The following is a 20,917-nucleotide window of genomic DNA, read 5'->3' on the forward strand; positions in this document are numbered from 1 at the left end:
TAGGCGCCACATGGAAATTGTCGATCTGAGCACCCTGCCGGATTCAGAAGTTCGATATACCGAATTTCTAAGGCAAATCTGTGAGAAGCATGACATGGATCATGCTGCCTACGCTGGCATGAATCCGGCGGCAGGAACTGTGGCTGGCTTTGTCACCTATGACGACGCCTGGACGGAGCACTACCAGAAACAGGGCCTGATCATGATCGATCCGACCATCCACATGGCCCGCCGCAGTATCGCGCCGGTGGATTGGAGCCGTCTCGAAAGAAGCCCAGATTTTCAACGCGTTTTCCGGGATGCTCACGATTTTGGCTTGCCCAGTCAGGGTGTTACGATCCCGGTACGTGGCCCCTACGGTGATATTGGCCTGCTGAGCGCAACCCGAAATTGTAGCAAGGAAGAGTGGCGTAAGCTTTACACGAACTTTATCGGCGATTTGCAGGCCATGGCCGTGCACATCCACGACAACGTCGTGTCCTCAGATCAGCTGACCGGCGCACTATATCATCCGACATTGTCCTCTCGCGAAGCGGAAATCCTGCAATGGGTCGCTGCAGGTAAGTCGCAGCAGGATATCGGCGATATTTTGTCGATTTCGCACCGAACCGTAGAAGTACACTTGCGTTCTAGCCGGGAAAAGCTTAGTGCGCTGACCACCCCGCAGGCCGTAGGGCGGGCTATCGCGATCGGGCTTATTACCCCGGGATAAACAAAAAAATCCCCAAATTTCGCCAAAATACGGGAATCCCCCAATAGAAAAATCTTTCGAGAGCGGTAACGTCAGTATTACCGAACAACCACTCGAAGGGGGAAGAAATGATCATCGTGGTAGATGGCCTGAACAGACACATGTTCAGCGAAGTTCTTGACGAAATGTTCGAGTTGAGAGCACGTGTTTTTGGCGGACGTCTTGGATGGGACGTAAAGATCGAAGACGGTAAGGAAATTGATGAATTCGATCATCTGGACCCGGCATATGTAATCGGACTCGACGACGGGGGGAATGTCGTCGCAGCCGTGCGTGCCCTTCAGACCACAGGACCTCATATGTTGTCGGATGTGTTTTCGGCAATCCTTTGCGGGGAAGCACCACTTCGCAGCGCAACCATGTGGGAATCGACACGCTTCTGCGTGGACACGCAGCGTCTTACACGCGGCAAGGAAAAGAATTCTGTCTCTTATGCCACCTGCGAGCTGATGATCGGCTCTCTGGAATATGCCAAGAACGCAGGTATTCAGGATATCATCACCGTAATCGATCCGGTCATGGACCGGGTTTTGAAACGGTCGAACTGCGCGCCATACGACTATGTCGGTGAAACGGTTCCCATGGGGAAAGTCTCGGCACTGGCCGCCCTGTTGGATTGCACCGATGAACGCATCTCGGGTCTGCGTGAGTTTGCAGGCATCCATGAGAACGTCTTTATGGATGACGAAGAGGCACTGGCACTGTTTGCAGCCAAGAAGGCAGCAACCCAGAGCCCGGCCAATCAGGATCACAAGCCACTGACCGAACTTGAGAAGTATTTTGTGGAACAGATGAGCGCCGCAAGAAACGAAGCTGAACGCCAAGACGTTTTGAAGCTGATCGAAGCGCTCTCGGATACGTTCACACCAGAGCAGAAGATCGCTCTGCTAGATACCCCCCGTGCTTTTGCTCATGAGGCCTGACCCCCTCACCTCATAGATACAAAAGCCACCCATGCGGAGCCGTCTGTTTACAGGCGGCTCCGTTTTTTTTACCCCTCTCTGAACAAAGAGGGAAGGAAGAGGATTATTCCTCTTCCAATGCCTCAATGGCTTTTTGCAGGTCGTCCTTGCTGACTTCCTTGTCGCTGACCTGCGCCAGCTCGAACACATAGTCGACAACCTTGTCTTCGAAGATCGGCGCGCGCAGTTGCTGCTGCATCTGAGCGTTCTGCTGCACGAACTCGAAGAACTGGCGTTCCTGACCCGGGTACTGACGCGCCTGGTTCATGATCGCCTGGGTCATCTCGGCGTCGGTGACTTCCACCTCTGCCTTCTGGCCCAGCTCGGCCAGCAGCAGACCCAGACGCACGCGGCGTTCGGCCAGCTTGTTGTGCTCATCGGTGGGTTCGATCTCACCGTGGTCATGACCGGTTACTTCAGGGTTTTCCTCGTGCCACAGCTGATGTGCAATCTGCTTGGCTTCGGCTTCAACCAGCGACGGTGGCAGGTCGAACGACACTTTTTCGTCCAGCACGTCCAGCAGGGCCCGCTTCATGACCGCGCGCGACGCGCCCGCATATTCTGCTTCGAGACGTTCCGAAATCTGAGTTTTCAGAGCGGCCAGATCCTCGGCGCCGAACTTCATCGCCAGCTCATCGTTGATCTCGGCTGCAACCGGCTCTTTCACTTCCTTGATCGTGCAGGTGAAGACCGCGTCTTTTCCGGCCAGGTGTTCGGCACCATATTCTTCCGGGAATGTCACGTTGACGTCTTTTTCTTCCTCGGCCTTCACACCGACCAGTTGCTCTTCAAAACCGGGGATGAAGCTGTTTGACCCCAGAACCAACGGGTAATCTTCGGCCGATCCACCTTCGAATTCTTCGCCATCAACCTTGCCGACAAAATCGAACACGATCTGGTCGCCATCCTTGGCTTTCGAACCCTTGCGGCGGGCTTTGAAGTCCTGAGCGGTTTCAGCCAGGTTATTCAGCGCTTCCTCGACGGCGGCATCATCCGCCTTGACGATCAGCTTGTCCAGCGCGACCGATTTCAGATCGACCTCAGGGATCGCGGGCAGCGCTTCGTAGGACATCGCGACCTCGATATCGTCGCCTTCTTTCCAGTCCTCGTTGGTCATCTTGACTTCGGGCTGCAGCGCGGGGCGGTCGCCGCTGTCTTCAAAATGCTTGTTCATCGCACCGTCGATGGATTCCTGCATCGCCTCACCCAGCAGGCGCTGGCCAAACTGCTTTTTCAGCAGCGCCATCGGCACCTTGCCTTTGCGGAAGCCTTTCATTTCGATTTCCGGCTGTGCTTCGGTCAGCTTTTCATTGACCTTGTCGTCCAGTTCGGCTGCGGTCACAACGATGTTGTAGCCGCGTTTCAGACCTTCGTTCAGCGTCTCGGTAACCTGCATTTTGGTAGTCCCCATAGGATTCGGGGCGCGCAAAACGGGCGCGCCGGGCAAATTTGACGCCTTCTATTTGCCCAGCCGCCAACGTGCAAGGGGCAAAGGCTGAATCAACCTGGTTTTGGCAAAAAAGAACGCCCCGAAAACCGGGGCGTTCGTGTTGGCTCGCTGGAAGGCAATTAAAACTTCCAGCGCGCGCCCAGTACCCAGGCTTCGTTGTTTTCGAACGACGTTCCGTCATCGAAATCGTGGTTGCGATACTTCAGGTAAACATCGGTATTGATCGCTTCGACCTTCTGCACGACAGCGATACCCCATGCCTTGGTGTCGGACCCGTTGGTTTCGAAATCCGCGCCGTCATAATAGTCGATGCCGACACCTGTCTTACCCCAGGATACCCAGTTCCCCTCGTACGAGACCTTGCCGTACCAGTAATTCGGGTCCGTCTGGCCAGCTCGGTCATCGTCACGCGTGCCGCCGGCAATCGTGAACCCCAGACCGCTGGGCAACAGCACCGAGGCCGAACCGAGTGTATCCTTGCGATCCCCTGAATTGTCATCCCGCTCCCGCACCGAATACGCGACAGCTGCCGCAAACTCTACACCGCCTGCAAAGGTGTTTTCATAGAACACGCCGACATCGTAGTAGTCATCATCGTCACTGCTGGACAGAATGTTCTGACCATATGCAAAAGCGGCCGAGAATCCGTTAACCGTTGGAGTGTCATACCGGACGCGCCCACGACGTGAGCCATCAAAGTTGCTGGAACTGTCACCAACCGTAATACCGCTCAGCACACCGTTTGTGCCGCGATAGAAAAAGCCAGAGTTCTCATCGTTTGTGAACGAATACAGCGCGGTGCCGACATAGGACAGGTCCACTTCTGCAGCACCATCTGCCGCCATGCTGCCCTGACCTGCCGAGAACTTGCCGTAGCTGCCCTTCAAGGCAAAATCCACAAACCGGATATCGTCGCGGGTCCAGCCGCTAAAGTTTGTACCGTTCTGGTTCCATTCAGTCGAATTCGGCAATCCCAACGCCGATTCCAAGCGGAAGGTAAACTCGTTCTGGCCAAATGGCTGCATCAGACGCAGGCCAACCCGGCTGTTCGACAGATCGTTGTCGAGGACCCGGGTCTCGGTATCTTGGCCGTCATCAACCGAAATCAAGGCCGGGTTTAACTGCCCGTAAAGCAGCACATAGCCGCCGCTGTTATTTTCGTATTTCAGCTCTGCGGCTGCCGGAACAGCGACCGTGGCAGTCAGAAAGGCGGCAACCGATATCTTTTTGATATTTGGGGTCATTTCACTCACCATAGTTGGTTCGGGGTTCAGATACTGCCCATTTGTTTACTGAATCCGAGCGTTCCAGTGGTCTGCGCCCTGTCTTACGCAAGAATTGTATTTTAGCAACAGAACATACAAATAACTTTGACATTTTACATTATTTTTCATTAACTTACAAGATACGGCTCCAGCTCGTACTGGCAGCTTGCAAACGATTAGTGATGCCTGCCTATGCATCTGGCAAATATGCGGTATGCATCTGCGCACATCTTGACAGCGAAAACATGCCATTCTGACAGAGCCTGAGCTGCTTTCTGCCCAAAACAACTAGATATTCAGCTGTTTGAAAACACCGGGCAACTGCTCAGGCAGATCCTCGGCGATCAATCCCGGCCCGAAAAGACGCGCGCATTCCACGTGCAGCCATGCTGCTGTCTCAGCCGCCGCCATCGCATCGAATCCCCGCGCCAGTAGCCCGGCGATGTAACCGGCCAACACATCGCCTGACCCGGCGGTTGCAAGCCAAGGGGCTGCGCGATCATAGCATGCGGCATTGATCGAACATCGCCCGTCCGGCGCCGCAATGACAGTATCCGGCCCTTTGAACAACACGACACAGCCCGCGCGTGCCGATGCCTCTCGCGTTGCGTCTACCTTGGAATAGGCGGGGCCTCTGACCGGCGTTTCGCTCAGCTTTTCAGCCAGATCGGGGAACAGCCGCGCAAACTCACCGCCATGCGGGGTCAGAACGCAGTGGTCATGCAACATTTCAAACAAGTTTCCGGGATCGCCCGCAAATGCCGTCAGCGCATCCGCATCCAGAACCGTCGCACGTTTCGCAATCAGGGCGACCGGCACCAGGTCCCGCGCTCGCTCCAACCCCAAACCAGGGCCAAGACAAAGGGCGTTCATCCGCACGTCCTGCAGTACGTCTGACAGCATTTGAGAACCATCAACGCACTGTAGCATGAGGGCGGTGATCCGGCTCGCCACCTCTGCCAAAGCCAAGGATGGCACCCCCAGCGTCACCAACCCTGCCCCAATCCGCAACGCCCCCCGCGCGGCCAGGCGCGCCGCACCTGTCTTGCCGGGCCCACCCGAAAGGATCAGGGCATGCCCATGGGTGTATTTGTGCTCATTCATACTCTTACCAAGGCAAACCCCAGGCAGATTATCCACAGCCTTCGAAATCTCGTCGCCCCCCGCATCCTGCCTCAACCCGATATCTTTCGTGACAACATGTCCGCAAAAATATGGTCCCTCACTCAGCACGTGGCCAAGCTTTCTCGAATGAAACGAAACCGTAAGTGCTGATCGTGCACAGCGACGTCCATGCTGAGGGAAAAGTTCTCCCACGACTTTACCTGAGTCTGCGCAAAGACCTGAAGGAACGTCTATCGCGACCGTGCGTGGAGGAACTATGTGCGTACCTCCATCCTGACGCCGCAACTCCCATGCCGTCTCTGCGTCATCATATGCCCAAAGAACTTCCCATAGCCTCACATCTTCAATCGATCTTGTTAGACCGGTCCCAAACAATGCGTCGATGAGAATATCCGGATAAAAGATTCTGCCCCGTGCGATCTCAGATACATCCTTTGCCGAACCACCCCATCGCTCATAATTCACCCGGGCATCCGGCGGCAACTTTTCGGGATCGCCATACAGGAATACCTCAACCTTCCAGCCCAGTTCCCGCAAAAGCCGCGCCACGACAAACCCGTCACCGCCGTTGTTTCCGGGCCCGCACAATACGACTGCACGCAGCGGATCCTCTTCATCTTTTTCCAAATACTCCGGGGAGCGCGAGGGGCTGGCCCCTCGCCTGTCCAGATCCGGCCATTCCTCGAAGATCGCCTCGACAACACATTGCCCTGCCCGCTCCATCAGTTCCAAACCCGTAACCTCACCGGACCTGATGGCCGCGTGCTCGATGGCTTTCATCTGCGCTGCTGTCAGCAATTCCGTCATATCACACCTTCGCACGATTCTATTTCGATTACTTTTTGTGCAAACCGCCTAAAATTTAGCACAGAGCCTGATTTCAACGGATACCGACCCGACCGATACCGCAATCACGTTGCCGCCCGATCTTAGACGTGATCACTGCGCCTGAGACAACCATTCAAGGTGAGCCGGAATGAAAAAGATCGAAGCGATCATCAAGCCGTTCAAACTGGACGAAGTGAAAGAGGCGTTGCAGGACGTAGGTGTTCAGGGTCTCAGCGTCGTCGAAGTCAAAGGTTTCGGCCGTCAGAAAGGCCATACCGAGCTGTATCGTGGCGCGGAATATGTTGTCGACTTCTTGCCTAAGGTAAAAGTCGAGGTCGTATTGGACGATGACCAGGTTGATGCCGCCATCGAAGCCATCGTGTCGGCTGCCAAGACCGACAAAATCGGCGACGGAAAGATCTTTGTCTCTCCGGTTGAACAAGCTATTCGCATCCGCACCGGCGAGACCGGCTCGGACGCGCTCTAACATACCAATCTTCAAGTCAGAGGAATCAAGAGAATGAGCAAGGACGCAGTTCTTCAGCTGATCAAGGAAGAGGGCGCCGAATATGTCGACGTCCGTTTCACCGACCCCCGCGGCAAGCTGCAGCACGTGACCCTGATGGCCGATCAGGTCGACGAAGACTTCCTGGACGAAGGCTTCATGTTTGATGGTTCGTCCATCGCAGGATGGAAGTCGATCGAAGCTTCGGACATGAAGCTGATGATCGATACCGAAAGTGCATATGTTGATCCGTTCTACGCAGAGAAAACCATTTGCGTGCACTGCTCGGTTGTCGAACCCGATACAGGCGAAGCCTATGAGCGTGATCCGCGCGGCACAGCGCAGAAAGCCGAAGCATACCTGAAGGCATCAGGAATCGGTGACGTCGCATATATGGGTCCCGAAGCCGAGTTTTTCCTGTTTGACGATGTCCGTTATTCGAACACAATCAACAAGGTATCCTACGAAGTTGATGCAACTGACGCATCTTGGAACACCGACACCGAATACGAAATGGGCAATACGGGCCACCGTCCGGGCGTCAAGGGTGGCTACTTCCCGGTGAACCCGATCGACGAAGCGCAGGACCTGCGGTCGGAAATGCTGTCGACCATGAAGCGTCTGGGCATGAAGGTCGACAAGCACCACCACGAAGTTGCGTCTTGCCAGCACGAGCTGGGCCTGATCTTCGACAGCCTGACCAAGCAGGCGGATGAGCTGCAAAAGTACAAATATGTCATCCACAACGTGGCTCATGCGTACGGCAAATCGGCAACCTTCATGCCGAAGCCTATCGCAGGTGACAACGGCACCGGCATGCACGTGAACATGTCAATCTGGAAAGACGGCAAGCCACTGTTCGCGGGCGACAAATACGCTGATCTTTCGGACGAAGCGCTGTACTTCATCGGCGGTATCCTGAAGCACGCCAAGACCCTGAACGCCTTCACCAATCCGGCTACCAACAGCTACAAGCGTTTGATCCCCGGTTTCGAAGCCCCCGTTCTGCGCGCCTACTCGGCCCGTAACCGTTCGGGTTGTGTCCGTATTCCATGGACCGAAAGCCCTAAAGCAAAACGTGTCGAGGCTCGTTTCCCCGATCCGGCTGCAAACCCCTACCTGGCGTTTGCCGCTCTGTTGATGGCCGGCCTTGACGGCATCAAAAACAAGATCGATCCGGGCGAAGCCATGGACAAGAACCTGTACGATCTGCCTGCCGAGGAACTGGCCGGTATCCCGACTGTCTGCGGCAGCTTGCGTGAAGCTCTGGAAGCGCTGGCATCGGATCACGACTTCCTGCTGCAAGGTGACGTGTTCACCAAGGACCAGATCGACGGCTACATCGCCCTGAAGATGGAAGAGGTCGAAACCTACGAGCACACACCACACCCGGTTGAATACGGCATGTATTACAGCTGCTAAGCAACCACGGCATGGATTTGCAGGGGCGCTCAAACGGGCGCCCCTGTTTCATTTGCGCCGGTCTGTCGCTGTTCAGCCTCATCGGGCGCCATAGCGCAGAATACACACTTTTTACCTTCGCCCTTGCTATGCGCCCGATGCTGAGGATCTGAAATCCTTCAAAGGCACTCCGCAGATCAATCAACAGGCATTTGCAGGAACGGTTGGAGACACTCCAACGAACCGCTTTGCCCAATTCAAAGCTCAAGGTAGGCTGGCCACAGATTTCAACACCATCGGATTATCCTCATGTTTCGTCTTTACGTATTAATCGCCCTGCTTGTGTCTTCGCCCCTTCTGGCCGCGCCTTGTGGGAATACCAGCGCGGGGTTCGAGGCCTGGAAGGCCGATTTCGCCCAGCAGGCCCGCAAGGCTGGTGTGAAAAAGATGGGCCTTCAGGCGCTTGCTCAGGCGCAATACGCCACGGGCACAATTGCGGCGGATCGCAATCAGAAAAGCTTCAAATACACGCTGGACAAATTCATGCGTGTCAGAGGCGCTGATGCAATCGTCGCGCAGGGGCGCAAACGCAAGGCGGCAAATCCCGATTTCTATGCTGCTCTTGAACGGCAATACGGTGTTCCGGCGGGCGTTCTGATCGCCATTCACGGCATGGAAACCGGCTTTGGCAATTTTATGGGAGACAGTCAGGTTGTTTCCGCAATCACGACACTGGCCTATGATTGTCGCCGGTCCGAGTTCTTTGTTCCGCACGCAATCGGGGCACTGAAACTGGTCGATGCAGGAAGCATTACCGTGGCGACAAAAGGGGCAAAACATGGCGAGTTGGGTCACACTCAGTTTCTGCCGGGCAACGCCCTGACCTATGGCGTCGATGCCACCGGCGACCGTCGGGTGGACTTCTATGACATGACCGACGCGCTTGCCTCGACCGCCAATTTTCTTCGCAAGAAAGGGTGGAAGCCGGGGCGTGGCTATCAGCCAGGGGAGCGGAATTTTCAAGTGCTGCAACAGTGGAACGCGGCCTCTGTTTATCAGCAATCCATAGCAATCATGGCCGCCCGAATCGACCAATAGCCCGGTCGCACCAAAAACACACTCCGCACCCGCTTTCGCCACATTTCCGCCACAGTGACAAACAAAAGCCTTTAGTTTCTTGGTTTCCAATGCGTAACCAATGCCGGGGTAATATTACCTTTTTTGCATTTTCCGCCAAATTCTCCTCACGAATGGTTGTTACAGTGTTTGCTGAACAGTACGCAAAAAAGGACAGTGCAGTGGCTCGGAAGCACAGCTACCATGGCGGCCTGCAATTCAATGGCGACGCAAATGGCGCGATCGAGCGTTTTGGCACAATCGTTGCCACGACGCTGGAAGATTACGGCCATCTGGTCGAACGCAAGGCGTTGCTGAGCAATTCCGAAGCAAGCATTGTTTCAAGTCAGTACCTTGTGCGACTGACCTTGGATACAGGCACCCCCGAGCAGGAAGACCGGTACGAGCGTATGGATCGCGCCGCGGGGCTAAAAACGATAACAAAACCCCGCGCCGCAAATCCGCAAAACAGGTTGGTTCTTTCGATCACGCCGGTTTCCCCCCTGCTGGATGACTCCGAGATTTCGGAACTGATGATGGTCGTCATTCTGTATCGCATGGTCGATATCTGTTCGACCCGGCGCGTTGAATGGCTGTCGCCACACACGGTTCTGACGGTCGAGCAGTTCATGAGCGCCTTTGACACTCTGACCCCCAGCCGAACACGCGACAGAAAACAAATTTTTCAGTCGCTGACCGGGCAGTTTTCGGCAATGAATTTGCCCGAGAACGATGACACCATAAGTGTTCTTCATGCTTCGACGTCCCGCCCGATCCAGCTGACAGATGAACAATTGCTCAGCATCGCGTTTCGCAGTGAAGATACAAACAGGCCAGGTCAGGAAACGTTCGATGACGAAGATGGTGTCGTAAAGCCAAGTGACGTTTTGCGTCTCAGCAGTTGGTGCATGACGGGTGTACTGGCTGGCGTTTCGACCCCGATTGCCCTGTCAATGGCTGCTGTCAATCTGATCCGGGGTGAAGATTTTCGCCTCAACACACAGGTGCTTGTCTTTACCTTCGCGATAGTTGCCCTGAACGCAACGAACGCGTTTGCCGATGTTGCGGCCGCCTTGGGCCAATAAGAGAATTACAGAAGACCCTCCTTGGATGCCCCGCCTTTAGGCGGGGTTTTCCATTTTGGGAACCGCGTTCGCGGCCAGAATATAAGTGTGGATTGAAAAGACGACCGCATCCGTTTTCGGCAAGCGCAGCAGGGTTTGCCGCTCACTTCGCAAGTAGGACGTTTTACGTCGATCTGTGTCGCCCCGCCTGTCACTGGAGCTTCGGGGCTGAAACAGTTCGGGGTCTTCATACCAAAGCGCGTTAAAGCGCCAGAGTGGACGACCGGGCTGTATCCCGTCGAACAGGCGCTGCACCCGCTTGGCTATATTTTCGTCGTAACTTGCGACAGGCACATGGATGTCGATCAGTGGTCGCATGAATTTTTCCGACAAAAGCCAGCTGGCCGGGAAACACAGGATTGCGCCGGTCAATACATGTACAGTTCCGCGCTTTTGCAGGATGCAAAAATCCTCCTGAACCAGCCTGCACAATGTATCAAGCGGCTGCGCCCGGTCGACTGCGACACTTACTCCGTCGGGTCTCACGACTTCTTCATCCGCATTGGGATAGACCTGCGACAGCACAAGGTCGAGCAGTTCCCGAGCGGCCGGTTCAGCCTGCGGATCAAGCGCCAGAACGTCTTCGCGGCGTTCCGTCAGCAGCTTCTGCCGGCGTTGCATCTGACCGACAAAAGCCTCGTCCCGATGCAACCAGTTTTCCATCGTTGCAGGCTGGATACCCGGTAAAGCACGTAGGTCGCCGACATCATACGGTATATTATCTTGCAGAATTTTATTCATACCAGTGGCTTAGCATGGGTCGAAATATTTGTCGGTCGAAAACGACAGGATCGCCGTCGCATTTTTCCAAGACGATCGATATGGGCACCTTAGGTTTGACTGAACAAGCAACGAGGTCCGTCATGAACAAGCATTACCGAGACACGCGCAAGATTGACCCCAGCCGAGGCGCTACGCTGGGTGATGGCACGCCAAACGAAAATGACCGGATCGAGATCGGACCGACACAGCTGGCTTTTGACGAATGGGCTGCTGCGGGGCTGGAACTGCCCAATCTTGCCCGGATGCGGGAACACCGCTGGAAACGACTGACGCAGGCCATCGTTGATCGCGGATATGGTGGCTTGCTGGTTTTTGACCCGCTGAACATCCGCTACGCAACCGACAGCACGAACATGCAGTTGTGGAATACGCATAACCCGTTTCGCGCGGTGCTGTTATGTGCCAATGGCTATATGGTGATCTGGGACTACAAGAACTCACCTTTCCTCAGCACGTTCAATCCGCTGGTGCGCGAGCAGCGGTCAGGCGCGGACCTGTTTTACTTCGACCGTGGCGACAAGGTGGATATTGCGGCAGATGTTTTCTCGAACGAGGTGCGCGTACTGATCGATGCGCATGGCGGCGGCAACAAACGTTTGGCTGTCGACAAGATCATGCTGCATGGTCTGCGCGCGCTTGAGGCGCAGGGCTTTGAGGTCATGGAAGGTGAAGAGCTGACCGAAAAGACCCGTGCCGTGAAGGGACCGGATGAGATTCTGGCCATGCGCTGTGCCAATCACGCCTGCGAAACCGCTGTGGCGGAGATGGAGCGCTTTGCACGCGCGAATGTCGGCAATGGAAAGACAACCGAGGATGATATTTGGGCTGTTCTGCACGCGGAAAACATCCGGCGCGGTGGCGAATGGATTGAAACCCGCCTGCTGGCATCAGGCCAACGCACGAATCCCTGGTTCCAGGAATGCGGGCCCCGCATCACGCAGCAAAACGAAATCATCGCCTTCGACACCGACCTGATCGGGTCATACGGGATATGCATCGATATCTCGCGCACTTGGTGGATTGGCGACCAAAAACCCCGCCCTGACATGATCTATGCCATGCAGCACGCGCATGAACATATCATGACCAACATGCAGATGCTGAAGCCCGGCGTAATGATCCCGGAACTTACCGCCATGTCGCACAGGCTTGATGACAAGTTTCAGGCGCAGAAATACGGCTGCCTGATGCACGGAGTGGGATTGTGTGATGAATGGCCGCTGGTTGCGTATCCGGACAAAGCCGTCGAAGGCGCATATGACTATCCGCTGGAGCCCGGCATGGTGCTGTGCGTCGAAGCCTGCGTTGGCGAAGTCGGTGGCGATTTCAGCATCAAGCTTGAGGATCAGGTTCTCATTACCGAAACCGGGTATGAGAACCTGTCCAGATATCCCTTTGACCCCCAATTGATGGGAATCGAATAAGGCCGGGCCCTCAATTCGACCAATGGGACCGGCGGACATTTCCATGCCAATCTTCCGTGGCAAGGCTGACCTGAACCTGTGAACCACCTTGGGGCGCGGGCCAGGATTGGCCAATCGCGAACCCGGCAACGCCGGCCAAAACTATAGCCAGGATCATACGTGAACGCAGGTCGGGTATCCGGGGTGCAATATCTGCATGTGACATCTGTGTCTCCTGTTTCAGCTTTCAGGAACCACAAATGGGATGTGGAGAGACATAAGTGAAACGAATGTTTGTTTGAACCATCATCAAATTTTTTGATATTAAAAGAAGGTAAGAGCTCTGCCGCCATGCGGCCCGAAGGCGGCAGGGATCTTGCGCAGTCTGTGAAACACCCATTCGTTCTCACCTTCCCGTTACGCGTGTGACTTAAGGGTTGTGACCCAAGGGGCAAATACACAGTATTGGGCGTGTTCCCCCGTACCATTCAAGGAGCCGACATGCCCACGGAACGCATCACTTTTGCCGGACATGACGGCAGCCAATTGGCGGCGCGACTGGATTTGCCGGACGGACCGGTGCTGGCTACGGCCCTGTTCGCCCACTGCTTTACCTGCTCCAAGGATATCCCGGCCGCCCGGCGCATTTCTGCCCGACTGGCTGCCATGGGCATTGCGGTGCTGCGGTTCGATTTCACCGGACTGGGCCATTCCGAAGGCGAGTTTGCCAATACGACCTTCACTTCGAATGTCGAGGATCTGATTTCAGCCGCGCAATATCTGGCTGGTCGAAAAATGGCACCTGCCCTGCTGATCGGCCACTCGCTTGGGGGCGCGGCGGTGTTGCGGGCGCGGGCTGGTATTCCGACTGTAAAAGCCGTCGTGACATTGGGTGCACCGGCTGACCCCGCCCATGTGTCGCATCACTTTGAGGCGGCGCTGCCTCAGATCGAAGAGGATGGCAGTGCCGAGGTCTCTTTGGGTGGTCGCCCCTTCCGCATAGGTAAAGCTTTTGTGGACGACATTGCCAAATCGGCCCTGTCATCTGCAATCGCCGACCTCAAAGCCGCCCTGTTGATCCTTCATGCCCCACGCGACGAAACGGTCAGCATCGACAATGCGAGCGCGATCTTTCTGGCCGCGAAACACCCCAAAAGCTTTGTAACTCTCGACGACGCCGATCATCTGATCACGCGCGCCTCTGACGCCGAATATGCAGCGGATGTTATTGCCGCTTGGGTTTCACGCTATGTGAAACTGTGCCCACCCGCTCCGCCACCGGGAGCGCCAGAGGGCGTTGTGCGCATAACCGAAGCAGATCCGGGCGGGTTCATGCAGGATATTCAGGCGGGTCCAAACCACCATCTGGTCGCGGATGAGCCCGCATCTTACGGCGGTACGGACAAGGGCATGTCGCCTTATGGCTTTGTCTCGGCCGGTTTGGGGGCCTGCACATCGATGACAATACGCATGTACGCCCGGCGCAAAGGCTGGCCCCTGACAAATGTCAGCGTCGATGTGTGTCATGACAAGGTTCACGCACAGGATGCCGGATTGGTGAATGATGGCAAGGTGGACCAGTTTCGCCGGAAAATCCGCCTGAGCGGCCCGCTGGATCAGGAGCAAAGGCAACGTTTGCTTGAGATTGCGGACAAGTGCCCGGTTCACCGGACGCTCGAAGGCTCGGCCCACATAACGACCGAGCTTCTTTCATAAGAAAGGCCGCCTGACAGGCGGCCTTTTGTTCCTTAGCGCCGCGGGCCCGGTCGATGAATGGGCGGGCGGGCAACCGGCGGACGCGCGACAGGTGGGCGCGGGCGCGCGGGAGGTTTGGCCACAGGCGGTCTCGGACGCTCGGGACGCACTGGTCGATCAGGTCGGTTGGGACGATCAACGTCAATATCCACATTAACGTCATGGTAGTAGTCGTTCCAAAGCATCGAGTCGTAAAACGGGTCATACCCGTACCCGACCCCAACCGTCACACCGTCACAGGCCGACAGCGTCAAAGTCGCGATCCCCAACCCCAGCGCAAGGGACATCCGTTTGATCAGTCTGATGCTCATCGCTCCCTCCCTCACTGAAGTGCCCGGAACGACGCGAATACGGCGTTCAGATCATCTGCATAAATCGGGTCTGCCCCGTCCCGCAGAATAGCAACTGCGATGGCAACCCGGCCTTGCGGAAGGTCAATGACGGTGGCGGTAAAGCTTACTCCCTTGCCGTCCCGGTGCCCGGTGCCCCGAAACACGCGGGCTGGCAACCCGCCAATACGGGTATCGCTGGTGCTGGTCGTCGTCGGGTCTTTGACCAGAAACTTGTCGATATCCTGCAAGTACCGGACGCCGCCCTGAATTGTTCCAACCCCCGCAGGTGATACGAAACCCATCCACACTGCGTCGTCTGTCACCGGCCGGAGCCCCATAACCCGCGCGACCGCGCGGGCATCGCCCAGTTCGGTATCCTCAATCTCGCGCGGGCCGCCGGTGCGAAGGATCCAGAAGTCGGGTACGTCAAACCGAAAAAGCGCTCGGCCTTCCTCGGTGTAGGTCACGGGTGTGTCAGCCAGTGCTGGTGCAGCTGCGCCGACGCAAAAAGCACCACAGAGGGCAAGTATCGAACGTGAAAACAAACGCATATCTCAATAACCTGATTATTTCCTTCCTTTCAGATTGAACAGTCAATGTGCTGTTTGTCCAGCATCGCTTGGCAGCAAGGTCAAGACGGGCATCAACCCCAACTGGCTGCATGATCCGGTGAGAACTAATGCGGGTACAAAACCTGCCTTGTAGCGGCACCCTGCCCGTCACTGCCTTGCCATATCCTTTGCAAGACAGTTTCCCGAACCCGTCTGCTGCTGAAAAGCCCGAACAGACGGCAAGAATCAGGGCAAACCGTCTCATATGCGCTCTCGCATCTTGTTCCCTACCTCGCACGCAGCTAAACCCCGCGCCAACGCCTCATCCAATCTGCAAAAAAGGTGCCGTCGCCTATGATTCCCCGTTATTCCCGCCCCGACATGGTCGCCATCTGGTCGCCTGAGACCAAGTTCCGCATCTGGTACGAGATCGAGGCGCACGCGTGCGACGCCATGGCGGATCTGGGCGTGATCCCGCGCGAAAATGCGGACGCTGTCTGGAAAGCCAAGGATGTGGAATTCGATGTCGCCCGCATCGACGAGATCGAGGCCGTCACCAAGCATGACGTTATCGCCTTCCTGACCCATCTTGCAGAGCATGTCGGCAGTGAAGAGGCGCGTTTTGTGCATCAGGGCATGACCAGCTCGGACGTTCTGGACACTTGTTTCAACGTACAGCTGACCCGCGCCGCCGACATCCTGATTGCCGATTTAGAAGGGCTTCTGGCCGCGCTCAAGCGCCGCGCGTTGGAACATAAGGACACGGTTCGTATCGGACGCAGCCACGGCATCCACGCCGAACCGACAACCATGGGTCTGACCTTTGCCCGCTTCTACGCCGAGATGGACCGCAACCTGTCCCGGATGCGCGATGCACGTGCGGAAATCGCCACCGGAGCGATCAGCGGCGCGGTTGGTACCTTTGCCAATATCGACCCGCAAGTCGAGGAACATGTCTGTGACAAGCTGGGTCTGGTGCCTGAGCCGATCAGCACGCAGGTCATTCCGCGCGACCGCCACGCGGCCTTTTTTGCAACGCTGGGCGTCATCGCCAGCAGCATCGAGAACATCGCCATCGAAATCCGCCACATGCAGCGGACCGAGGTACTGGAGGGGGCTGAGTTCTTCTCGATGGGCCAGAAAGGCTCCTCGGCGATGCCGCACAAGAAAAACCCGGTGCTGACTGAGAACCTGACCGGTCTGGCACGCATGGTCCGCGCGGCCGTAATACCGGCGATGGAGAATGTTGCGCTCTGGCACGAACGCGACATCTCGCATTCATCTGTCGAGCGCATGATCGGTCCGGATGCCACAATCACGCTGGATTTTGCCTTGGCCCGCCTGACAGGTGTGGTCGACAAAATGCTGATCTTCCCGGAAAACATGCTGGAAAACATGAACAAGTTCCCAGGCCTTGTTATGAGCCAGCGGGTTCTGCTGGCCCTGACCCAGGCAGGTGTCAGCCGTGAGGACGCCTATGCCATGGTACAGCGCAACGCGTTGAAGGTTTGGGAACACCGCACCGACTTCAAGGAGGAACTGTTGGCGGATGCTGATGTAACTGCCGCACTCAGCCCTGCGGAGATCGAAGAGAAATTCGACCTCGGGTATCACACCAAGCATGTCGATACGATCTTTGCGCGTGTGTTTGGGGAATAACGGATATTTTTTCAGTCTGTTAGCCGGGGGTGCTCTGCCACATGCAGGGCACCCCCTTGCTTTTTGCCAGATCAACAGAAATGCGGTATCCTGCATGTGCTTTTTCCATACGAGGGAAACATCATGATCCGAACACTCCTAAGCGCATTGGCACTGGTTCTTGTGGCCTCGGTCGGGCTTGCCTGCGAACAACATTCCAAACAGACCCAATCCTGCGCACCCGGTACGGCCTGGGATACTGAAACAAAAAGCTGTGCAAAATCTGTCAACAGCTGACAATTTTTGTCCAGTTCGTGAATAAAAGCGACCGTTCCACTGTTAGCTTTTTTGTAGATCACACTATGATTTCAATAAGAGCCCCGAGAACGGAGTAAAGAAATGCGCCTTTTGTTAGCTTCTGCCCTTGCCTTGCAAGCCTTTGCCTTCGCGCCAGCTGTCCATGCCGCAGGCGGTGACAGCAGCAGCCCGCCGAAACCCACGAATACGACCAAGAAATGCCTGTTCGGCCGTGTATATGACGAAACCCGTGGAAAATGCGTCAAACCCGACAAGTCTAACCTGACCGATGATCAGCTGTATAATGCGGTCCGCGAACTGGCTTATGACGGGCAATACGGGCACGCTCAGGACATTCTGCGCATCATGGATCAGGAGGACGATCGTGTCCTGACCTATTGGGGTTTCACCTATCGCAAAATGGGCGAGCTGGAACTGGCAAATGTCTTTTATCAAAACGCGATCAATGCCAACCCAGACAATCTTTTGGCGCGCAGCTACATGGCGCAGGGGTTTGTGTCCGAAGGCCGAACCGATCTGGCGATCGAGCAATGGCGTGAAATAAAGGCCCGAGGCGGCGAAGGCACATGGGCCGAGGCGTCGCTGCGTGAAGCGATCCGAACGGGCCTGACATACAGCTATTGAGGTTCAGGGTTATTTAACCCGACTCTCTCTAATCTGCCTGTGGTTCGAAAACTTTGGCTCCACAGGCAGATGCAGAACACCAACGCATTAATTCAAACGGTTCAAGGGGCTTCGGCCCCGTTTTCCGCAGAGGGTGGCGACAACCCGCGCCTTGTTCCCCGATCTTTGACCAGCCGTCAGAAGGCAGCTGTCGTCGTGCGCCTGTTGTTGAACGAAGGCGCCGATCTTCCGTTGGAGGAACTTCCCGATGACCTGCAAGAAAAACTGACACACCAATTGGGGGAAATGGGCCTTGTGGACCGGGTGACTCTGGGTGCTGTGGCACAGGAATTCAGCGAAGCCCTGGACAATGTCGGTCTGGCCTTTCCACATGGGCTTGCCGGAGCCTTGGATGCCGTCAGCGGAAAGATCACGCCCGCAACAGCGGCGCGTTTGCGCAAAGTTGCCGGAGTTCGCCAGATCGGTGATCCCTGGCAAAGGTTGCGCGACATTCCGGCCCAGGACCTTGCGGCCATGGCACAGGCGGAAAGCACTGAAGTGGCCGCTGTGATGCTTTCAAAAATGGATACGGCACAGGCGGCGCAGATGCTGGGCCACATGCCGGGTCCGGTGGCGCGGCGGATCACCTACGCAATTTCGAAAACAGCAAATGTCACACCCGAAGCGGTTGAGCGGATCGGCTGGTCACTGGCTGCTCAACTGGATCAGCGGCCTGTTCAGGCCTTCAATGACGGTCCGGGCGCGCGTGTGGGTGCGATTCTGAACCAGTCTGCGTCCGCCACGCGCGACGACCTGCTGAACGCGCTGGATGAGGACGACGCCGATTTTGCCGATCTGGTGCGCCGCTCGATCTTTACCTTCGCCCATATCTCCAGCCGGATTTCCCCACGTGATGTTCCAGCCATATTGAGGGAAGTCGATCAGCCTGTTCTGGTCGCGGCCCTTGCTGGTGCCGCCGCGGATGATGACAAGGCATCTGTCGAGTTTCTGCTGTCGAATATCTCCTCCCGCATGGCAGAAAACCTGCGCGAGGAAATCGCGGAACGCGGGCGGGTCAAGCAATCTGAGGCCGAAGATGCCATGACCCAGATCGTTGGGACGGTTCGTACCTTGTCTGACGCCGGAACAATTGCGCTGATTGAAAAGGAAGACGACGAAAACACGGGTTGAGGCAGGAAAAGGCGCACCCGCCAGATCGTTAGGGCAGCCATTTCGCCAGGGTGCTTGAGGTTACGGGTACCGGGTTGTATGTCTGAGGCAACATTTCGCAACACGCGGTGAGACACCTCCATGCCCGTCGAAAAGTCGGAGCTCAGCCGGTTTGAGCTTGGAAAATACTATGTCGCCAATCTGCTCCTGCAGGGAATCATCGGTGCTATGCGCCTGCTTCCTTATGAAAGGCGCATAGCAACCATGGGTGCAATCATGAAAACCCTTGCGCCCGTCGTTGGATTTCGCACCCGTGTCCGCCGGAATCTAAAGCTCACCTGCCCTGAATTGTCTGACGCCGAGATCACAAAGATCTATCGTGACGTGTCGGATAATGCCGGTCGGGCAATAATGGAGCATTTCTCACCCGAAGGTTTCATCGAACGTCAGGTGAACGCCAAGATATCCGGGCCCGGTATTGCTGCGTTTGACGCCGCGATTGCCGAAGGGCGTCCGGTGATGATGATCACGGCGCATTTCGGTCACTATCTGGCCGCGCGTGTTGCCCTGCAGAAACACAGCGGCAAGCCGATTGGATGCCTCTACCGGCGGATGGCCAATCCCTATTTCAACGACGCCTATGTCGAAGCCTTTTACAAAACCGGCGCGCCGATGTTCGAACAGGGGCGGCGTGGTATGGTCGAAATGGTCCGGTCACTCAAGAACGGTGGAATCATTGCCATCGTGTCCGACCTGCATGCGCTGGGGGGCGAAGAGCTGACATTCTTTGGCAAGCCTGCCGTGACATCCGTGCTGAACGCAGAGCTGGCCATCAAGTACAAGGCCGTACTGATACCGTGCTATGCCGTGCGCCAGCCTAATGGCATCGACTTTGAAATCATCCTGCATGATCCCGTTCCGCACACGGACCCAAAGACGATGACTCAGTTCACCAATGACGATCTGGAACAGATCGTGCGGCAGCATATGGGACAGTGGTTCTGGATCCATCGACGTTGGAAAAGCTGGAACGGGCTTGGCGTTCAACCGGACGACATGCCCTGATCACTTGGCCCAAGACGCGGCAACTATTGGCCCATGACCGGCCCTTTGCACAAGCACGACGGCTGGCAAGCCTGGTTCAAGCTGCGCCGAGTATGTCTGCGGCGTTTGCCCATCCCACCGGCCCGCAATCTGCCAGGTCTCGACAACATTGGCATAATCCAATTCTCGCCCGGCTAGTTCACCACGGCGGATCGAGGCATGGCGCAGAGGCGAATACTGAACGATACGCACGTCATAGATCTCACCTGCGGGCAATTCCACAGGCGTCACACTCACGGTCACTTCGTCAGCGTCTCGGATTGCTGTCACCGCTGCCTCGGGGGCGGCCTTTAGATGCGCATTAATCAGACGGTCGAGCTCCTGAGCCTGAGCGCCGACAATATCGTGCTGACCATTTATGATCATCTGGGGCGTATAGATCATGGATTTTCCGTTTTCGCGGGCATAGGCCCGTTGCCGGAGCGTGTGATCAGGATCGGCATATTCGTCCTTCCAGCCGATGTAATCCCAATAGTCGACATGCAGCGCCAGCCCGATGACATCGTCGCGTTTCGCCAGCTCATGCATGATCCGGTCCGCCGGCGGGCAAGACGAACACCCCTGTGAGGTGAACAGCTCAACCACCACAGGATCCTCACCGGCCATGGGCTGGGTGGCGAGCAGGCAGGATATCAGGGCGGTCAAAGCAGCGGGTCTGAACATAAAAACTCTCGGATAAAGCGGGTGTTCTCTGGGATAGCCGTTTTGCCCTTCAACCGCCAATCAACGTTTC

At 56.2% G+C, this 20,917-nt stretch carries 21 protein-coding genes; 13 read left to right on the forward strand and 8 right to left on the reverse strand.

Annotated features, from left to right (window positions below):
* Positions 1–10: 10 nt before the first annotated feature.
* On the forward strand, positions 11–712 hold the full coding sequence (locus ACR0ES_RS03625) for a LuxR family transcriptional regulator (RefSeq protein WP_267364591.1): 702 nt from the start codon (positions 11–13) through the stop codon (positions 710–712).
* Positions 713–819: 107 nt separating this feature from the next.
* Entirely contained in the window at positions 820–1,674 is an 855-nt protein-coding gene (locus ACR0ES_RS03630) for an acyl-homoserine-lactone synthase (RefSeq protein ID WP_209503550.1), read from the forward strand.
* A 103-nt stretch (positions 1,675–1,777) separates the two neighbouring features.
* Here ACR0ES_RS03630 and tig read toward each other — a convergent pair whose 3' ends face one another.
* The 3 genes from tig to ACR0ES_RS03645 form a co-directional block, all read right to left on the reverse strand.
* On the reverse strand, positions 1,778–3,109 hold the full coding sequence (gene tig / locus ACR0ES_RS03635; RefSeq protein ID WP_480504714.1) for a trigger factor: 1,332 nt from the start codon (positions 3,107–3,109) through the stop codon (positions 1,778–1,780).
* A gap of 173 nt (positions 3,110–3,282) precedes the next feature.
* Complete coding sequence (locus ACR0ES_RS03640; protein ID WP_480504712.1) at positions 3,283–4,407, reverse strand: porin; 1,125 nt, start codon at positions 4,405–4,407, stop codon at positions 3,283–3,285.
* Positions 4,408–4,716: 309 nt separating this feature from the next.
* Complete coding sequence (locus ACR0ES_RS03645) at positions 4,717–6,360, reverse strand: NAD(P)H-hydrate dehydratase (protein ID WP_480869506.1); 1,644 nt, start codon at positions 6,358–6,360, stop codon at positions 4,717–4,719.
* Between the two features lie 169 nt (positions 6,361–6,529).
* On the opposite strand from ACR0ES_RS03645, the gene ACR0ES_RS03650 reads away from it, so the two are divergent.
* The 4 genes from ACR0ES_RS03650 to ACR0ES_RS03665 all read left to right on the forward strand — a co-directional run bounded on the left by ACR0ES_RS03650 (position 6,530) and on the right by ACR0ES_RS03665 (position 10,488).
* Positions 6,530–6,868, forward strand: a complete 339-nt coding sequence (locus ACR0ES_RS03650; RefSeq protein WP_209503542.1) for a P-II family nitrogen regulator — start codon at positions 6,530–6,532, stop codon at positions 6,866–6,868.
* 33 nt (positions 6,869–6,901) lie between these two features.
* Positions 6,902–8,308 carry a type I glutamate--ammonia ligase gene (gene glnA, locus ACR0ES_RS03655; RefSeq protein WP_267366350.1) on the forward strand — a complete coding sequence of 469 codons (1,407 nt, stop codon included), beginning with the start codon at positions 6,902–6,904 and terminating at the stop codon, positions 8,306–8,308.
* A gap of 288 nt (positions 8,309–8,596) precedes the next feature.
* Positions 8,597–9,385 carry a lytic murein transglycosylase gene (locus ACR0ES_RS03660; RefSeq protein WP_480564229.1) on the forward strand — a complete coding sequence of 263 codons (789 nt, stop codon included), beginning with the start codon at positions 8,597–8,599 and terminating at the stop codon, positions 9,383–9,385.
* Between the two features lie 200 nt (positions 9,386–9,585).
* Positions 9,586–10,488, forward strand: a complete 903-nt coding sequence (locus ACR0ES_RS03665) for a hypothetical protein (RefSeq protein ID WP_480545397.1) — start codon at positions 9,586–9,588, stop codon at positions 10,486–10,488.
* A gap of 36 nt (positions 10,489–10,524) precedes the next feature.
* On the opposite strand, the gene ACR0ES_RS03670 is transcribed toward ACR0ES_RS03665, so the two are convergent.
* A complete protein-coding gene (locus tag ACR0ES_RS03670) occupies positions 10,525–11,268 on the reverse strand; it encodes a heme-dependent oxidative N-demethylase family protein (protein ID WP_480564226.1) in 744 nt (247 codons plus the stop codon).
* Between the two features lie 122 nt (positions 11,269–11,390).
* Here ACR0ES_RS03670 and dddP point away from each other — a divergent pair, with 122 nt between their 5' ends.
* Positions 11,391–12,734 carry a dimethylsulfonioproprionate lyase DddP gene (gene dddP, locus ACR0ES_RS03675; protein ID WP_480485264.1) on the forward strand — a complete coding sequence of 448 codons (1,344 nt, stop codon included), beginning with the start codon at positions 11,391–11,393 and terminating at the stop codon, positions 12,732–12,734.
* Positions 12,735–12,744: 10 nt separating this feature from the next.
* On the opposite strand, the gene ACR0ES_RS03680 is transcribed toward dddP, so the two are convergent.
* The gene (locus ACR0ES_RS03680) at positions 12,745–12,939 is read right to left on the reverse strand and encodes a hypothetical protein (RefSeq protein ID WP_480485263.1); all 195 of its coding nucleotides are present in this window, start codon (positions 12,937–12,939) and stop codon (positions 12,745–12,747) included.
* A 275-nt stretch (positions 12,940–13,214) separates the two neighbouring features.
* Between ACR0ES_RS03680 and ACR0ES_RS03685 the strand changes: the two genes are divergently transcribed.
* The gene (locus ACR0ES_RS03685) at positions 13,215–14,429 is read left to right on the forward strand and encodes a bifunctional alpha/beta hydrolase/OsmC family protein (protein ID WP_480485262.1); all 1,215 of its coding nucleotides are present in this window, start codon (positions 13,215–13,217) and stop codon (positions 14,427–14,429) included.
* A gap of 32 nt (positions 14,430–14,461) precedes the next feature.
* On the opposite strand, the gene ACR0ES_RS03690 is transcribed toward ACR0ES_RS03685, so the two are convergent.
* Both ACR0ES_RS03690 and ACR0ES_RS03695 read right to left on the reverse strand, forming a co-directional pair.
* Positions 14,462–14,779 (reverse strand): hypothetical protein, encoded by a 318-nt coding sequence (locus tag ACR0ES_RS03690; protein ID WP_480772863.1) that lies wholly within the window; start codon positions 14,777–14,779, stop codon positions 14,462–14,464.
* Between the two features lie 11 nt (positions 14,780–14,790).
* Entirely contained in the window at positions 14,791–15,351 is a 561-nt protein-coding gene (locus ACR0ES_RS03695; protein WP_480772864.1) for a hypothetical protein, read from the reverse strand.
* Between the two features lie 354 nt (positions 15,352–15,705).
* On the opposite strand from ACR0ES_RS03695, the gene purB reads away from it, so the two are divergent.
* The 5 genes from purB (at position 15,706) to ACR0ES_RS03720 (ending at position 20,145) form a co-directional block, all read left to right on the forward strand.
* Positions 15,706–17,010, forward strand: coding sequence for an adenylosuccinate lyase (gene purB, locus ACR0ES_RS03700; protein ID WP_480869508.1), 1,305 nt, complete (start codon positions 15,706–15,708; stop codon positions 17,008–17,010).
* A 123-nt stretch (positions 17,011–17,133) separates the two neighbouring features.
* A complete protein-coding gene (locus ACR0ES_RS03705) occupies positions 17,134–17,286 on the forward strand; it encodes a hypothetical protein (protein WP_480869510.1) in 153 nt (50 codons plus the stop codon).
* 102 nt (positions 17,287–17,388) lie between these two features.
* Complete coding sequence (locus ACR0ES_RS03710; RefSeq protein WP_480584906.1) at positions 17,389–17,931, forward strand: tetratricopeptide repeat protein; 543 nt, start codon at positions 17,389–17,391, stop codon at positions 17,929–17,931.
* A gap of 69 nt (positions 17,932–18,000) precedes the next feature.
* On the forward strand, positions 18,001–19,101 hold the full coding sequence (locus tag ACR0ES_RS03715; protein WP_480772866.1) for a flagellar motor switch protein FliG: 1,101 nt from the start codon (positions 18,001–18,003) through the stop codon (positions 19,099–19,101).
* A 120-nt stretch (positions 19,102–19,221) separates the two neighbouring features.
* Positions 19,222–20,145 (forward strand): lysophospholipid acyltransferase family protein, encoded by a 924-nt coding sequence (locus tag ACR0ES_RS03720; RefSeq protein WP_480480353.1) that lies wholly within the window; start codon positions 19,222–19,224, stop codon positions 20,143–20,145.
* On the opposite strand, the gene ACR0ES_RS03725 is transcribed toward ACR0ES_RS03720, so the two are convergent.
* Complete coding sequence (locus tag ACR0ES_RS03725) at positions 20,146–20,847, reverse strand: DUF1223 domain-containing protein (protein WP_480869513.1); 702 nt, start codon at positions 20,845–20,847, stop codon at positions 20,146–20,148.
* Between the last annotated feature and the right edge of the window lie 70 nt (positions 20,848–20,917).

This window comes from Ruegeria sp. N7 (genome assembly GCF_056531345.1).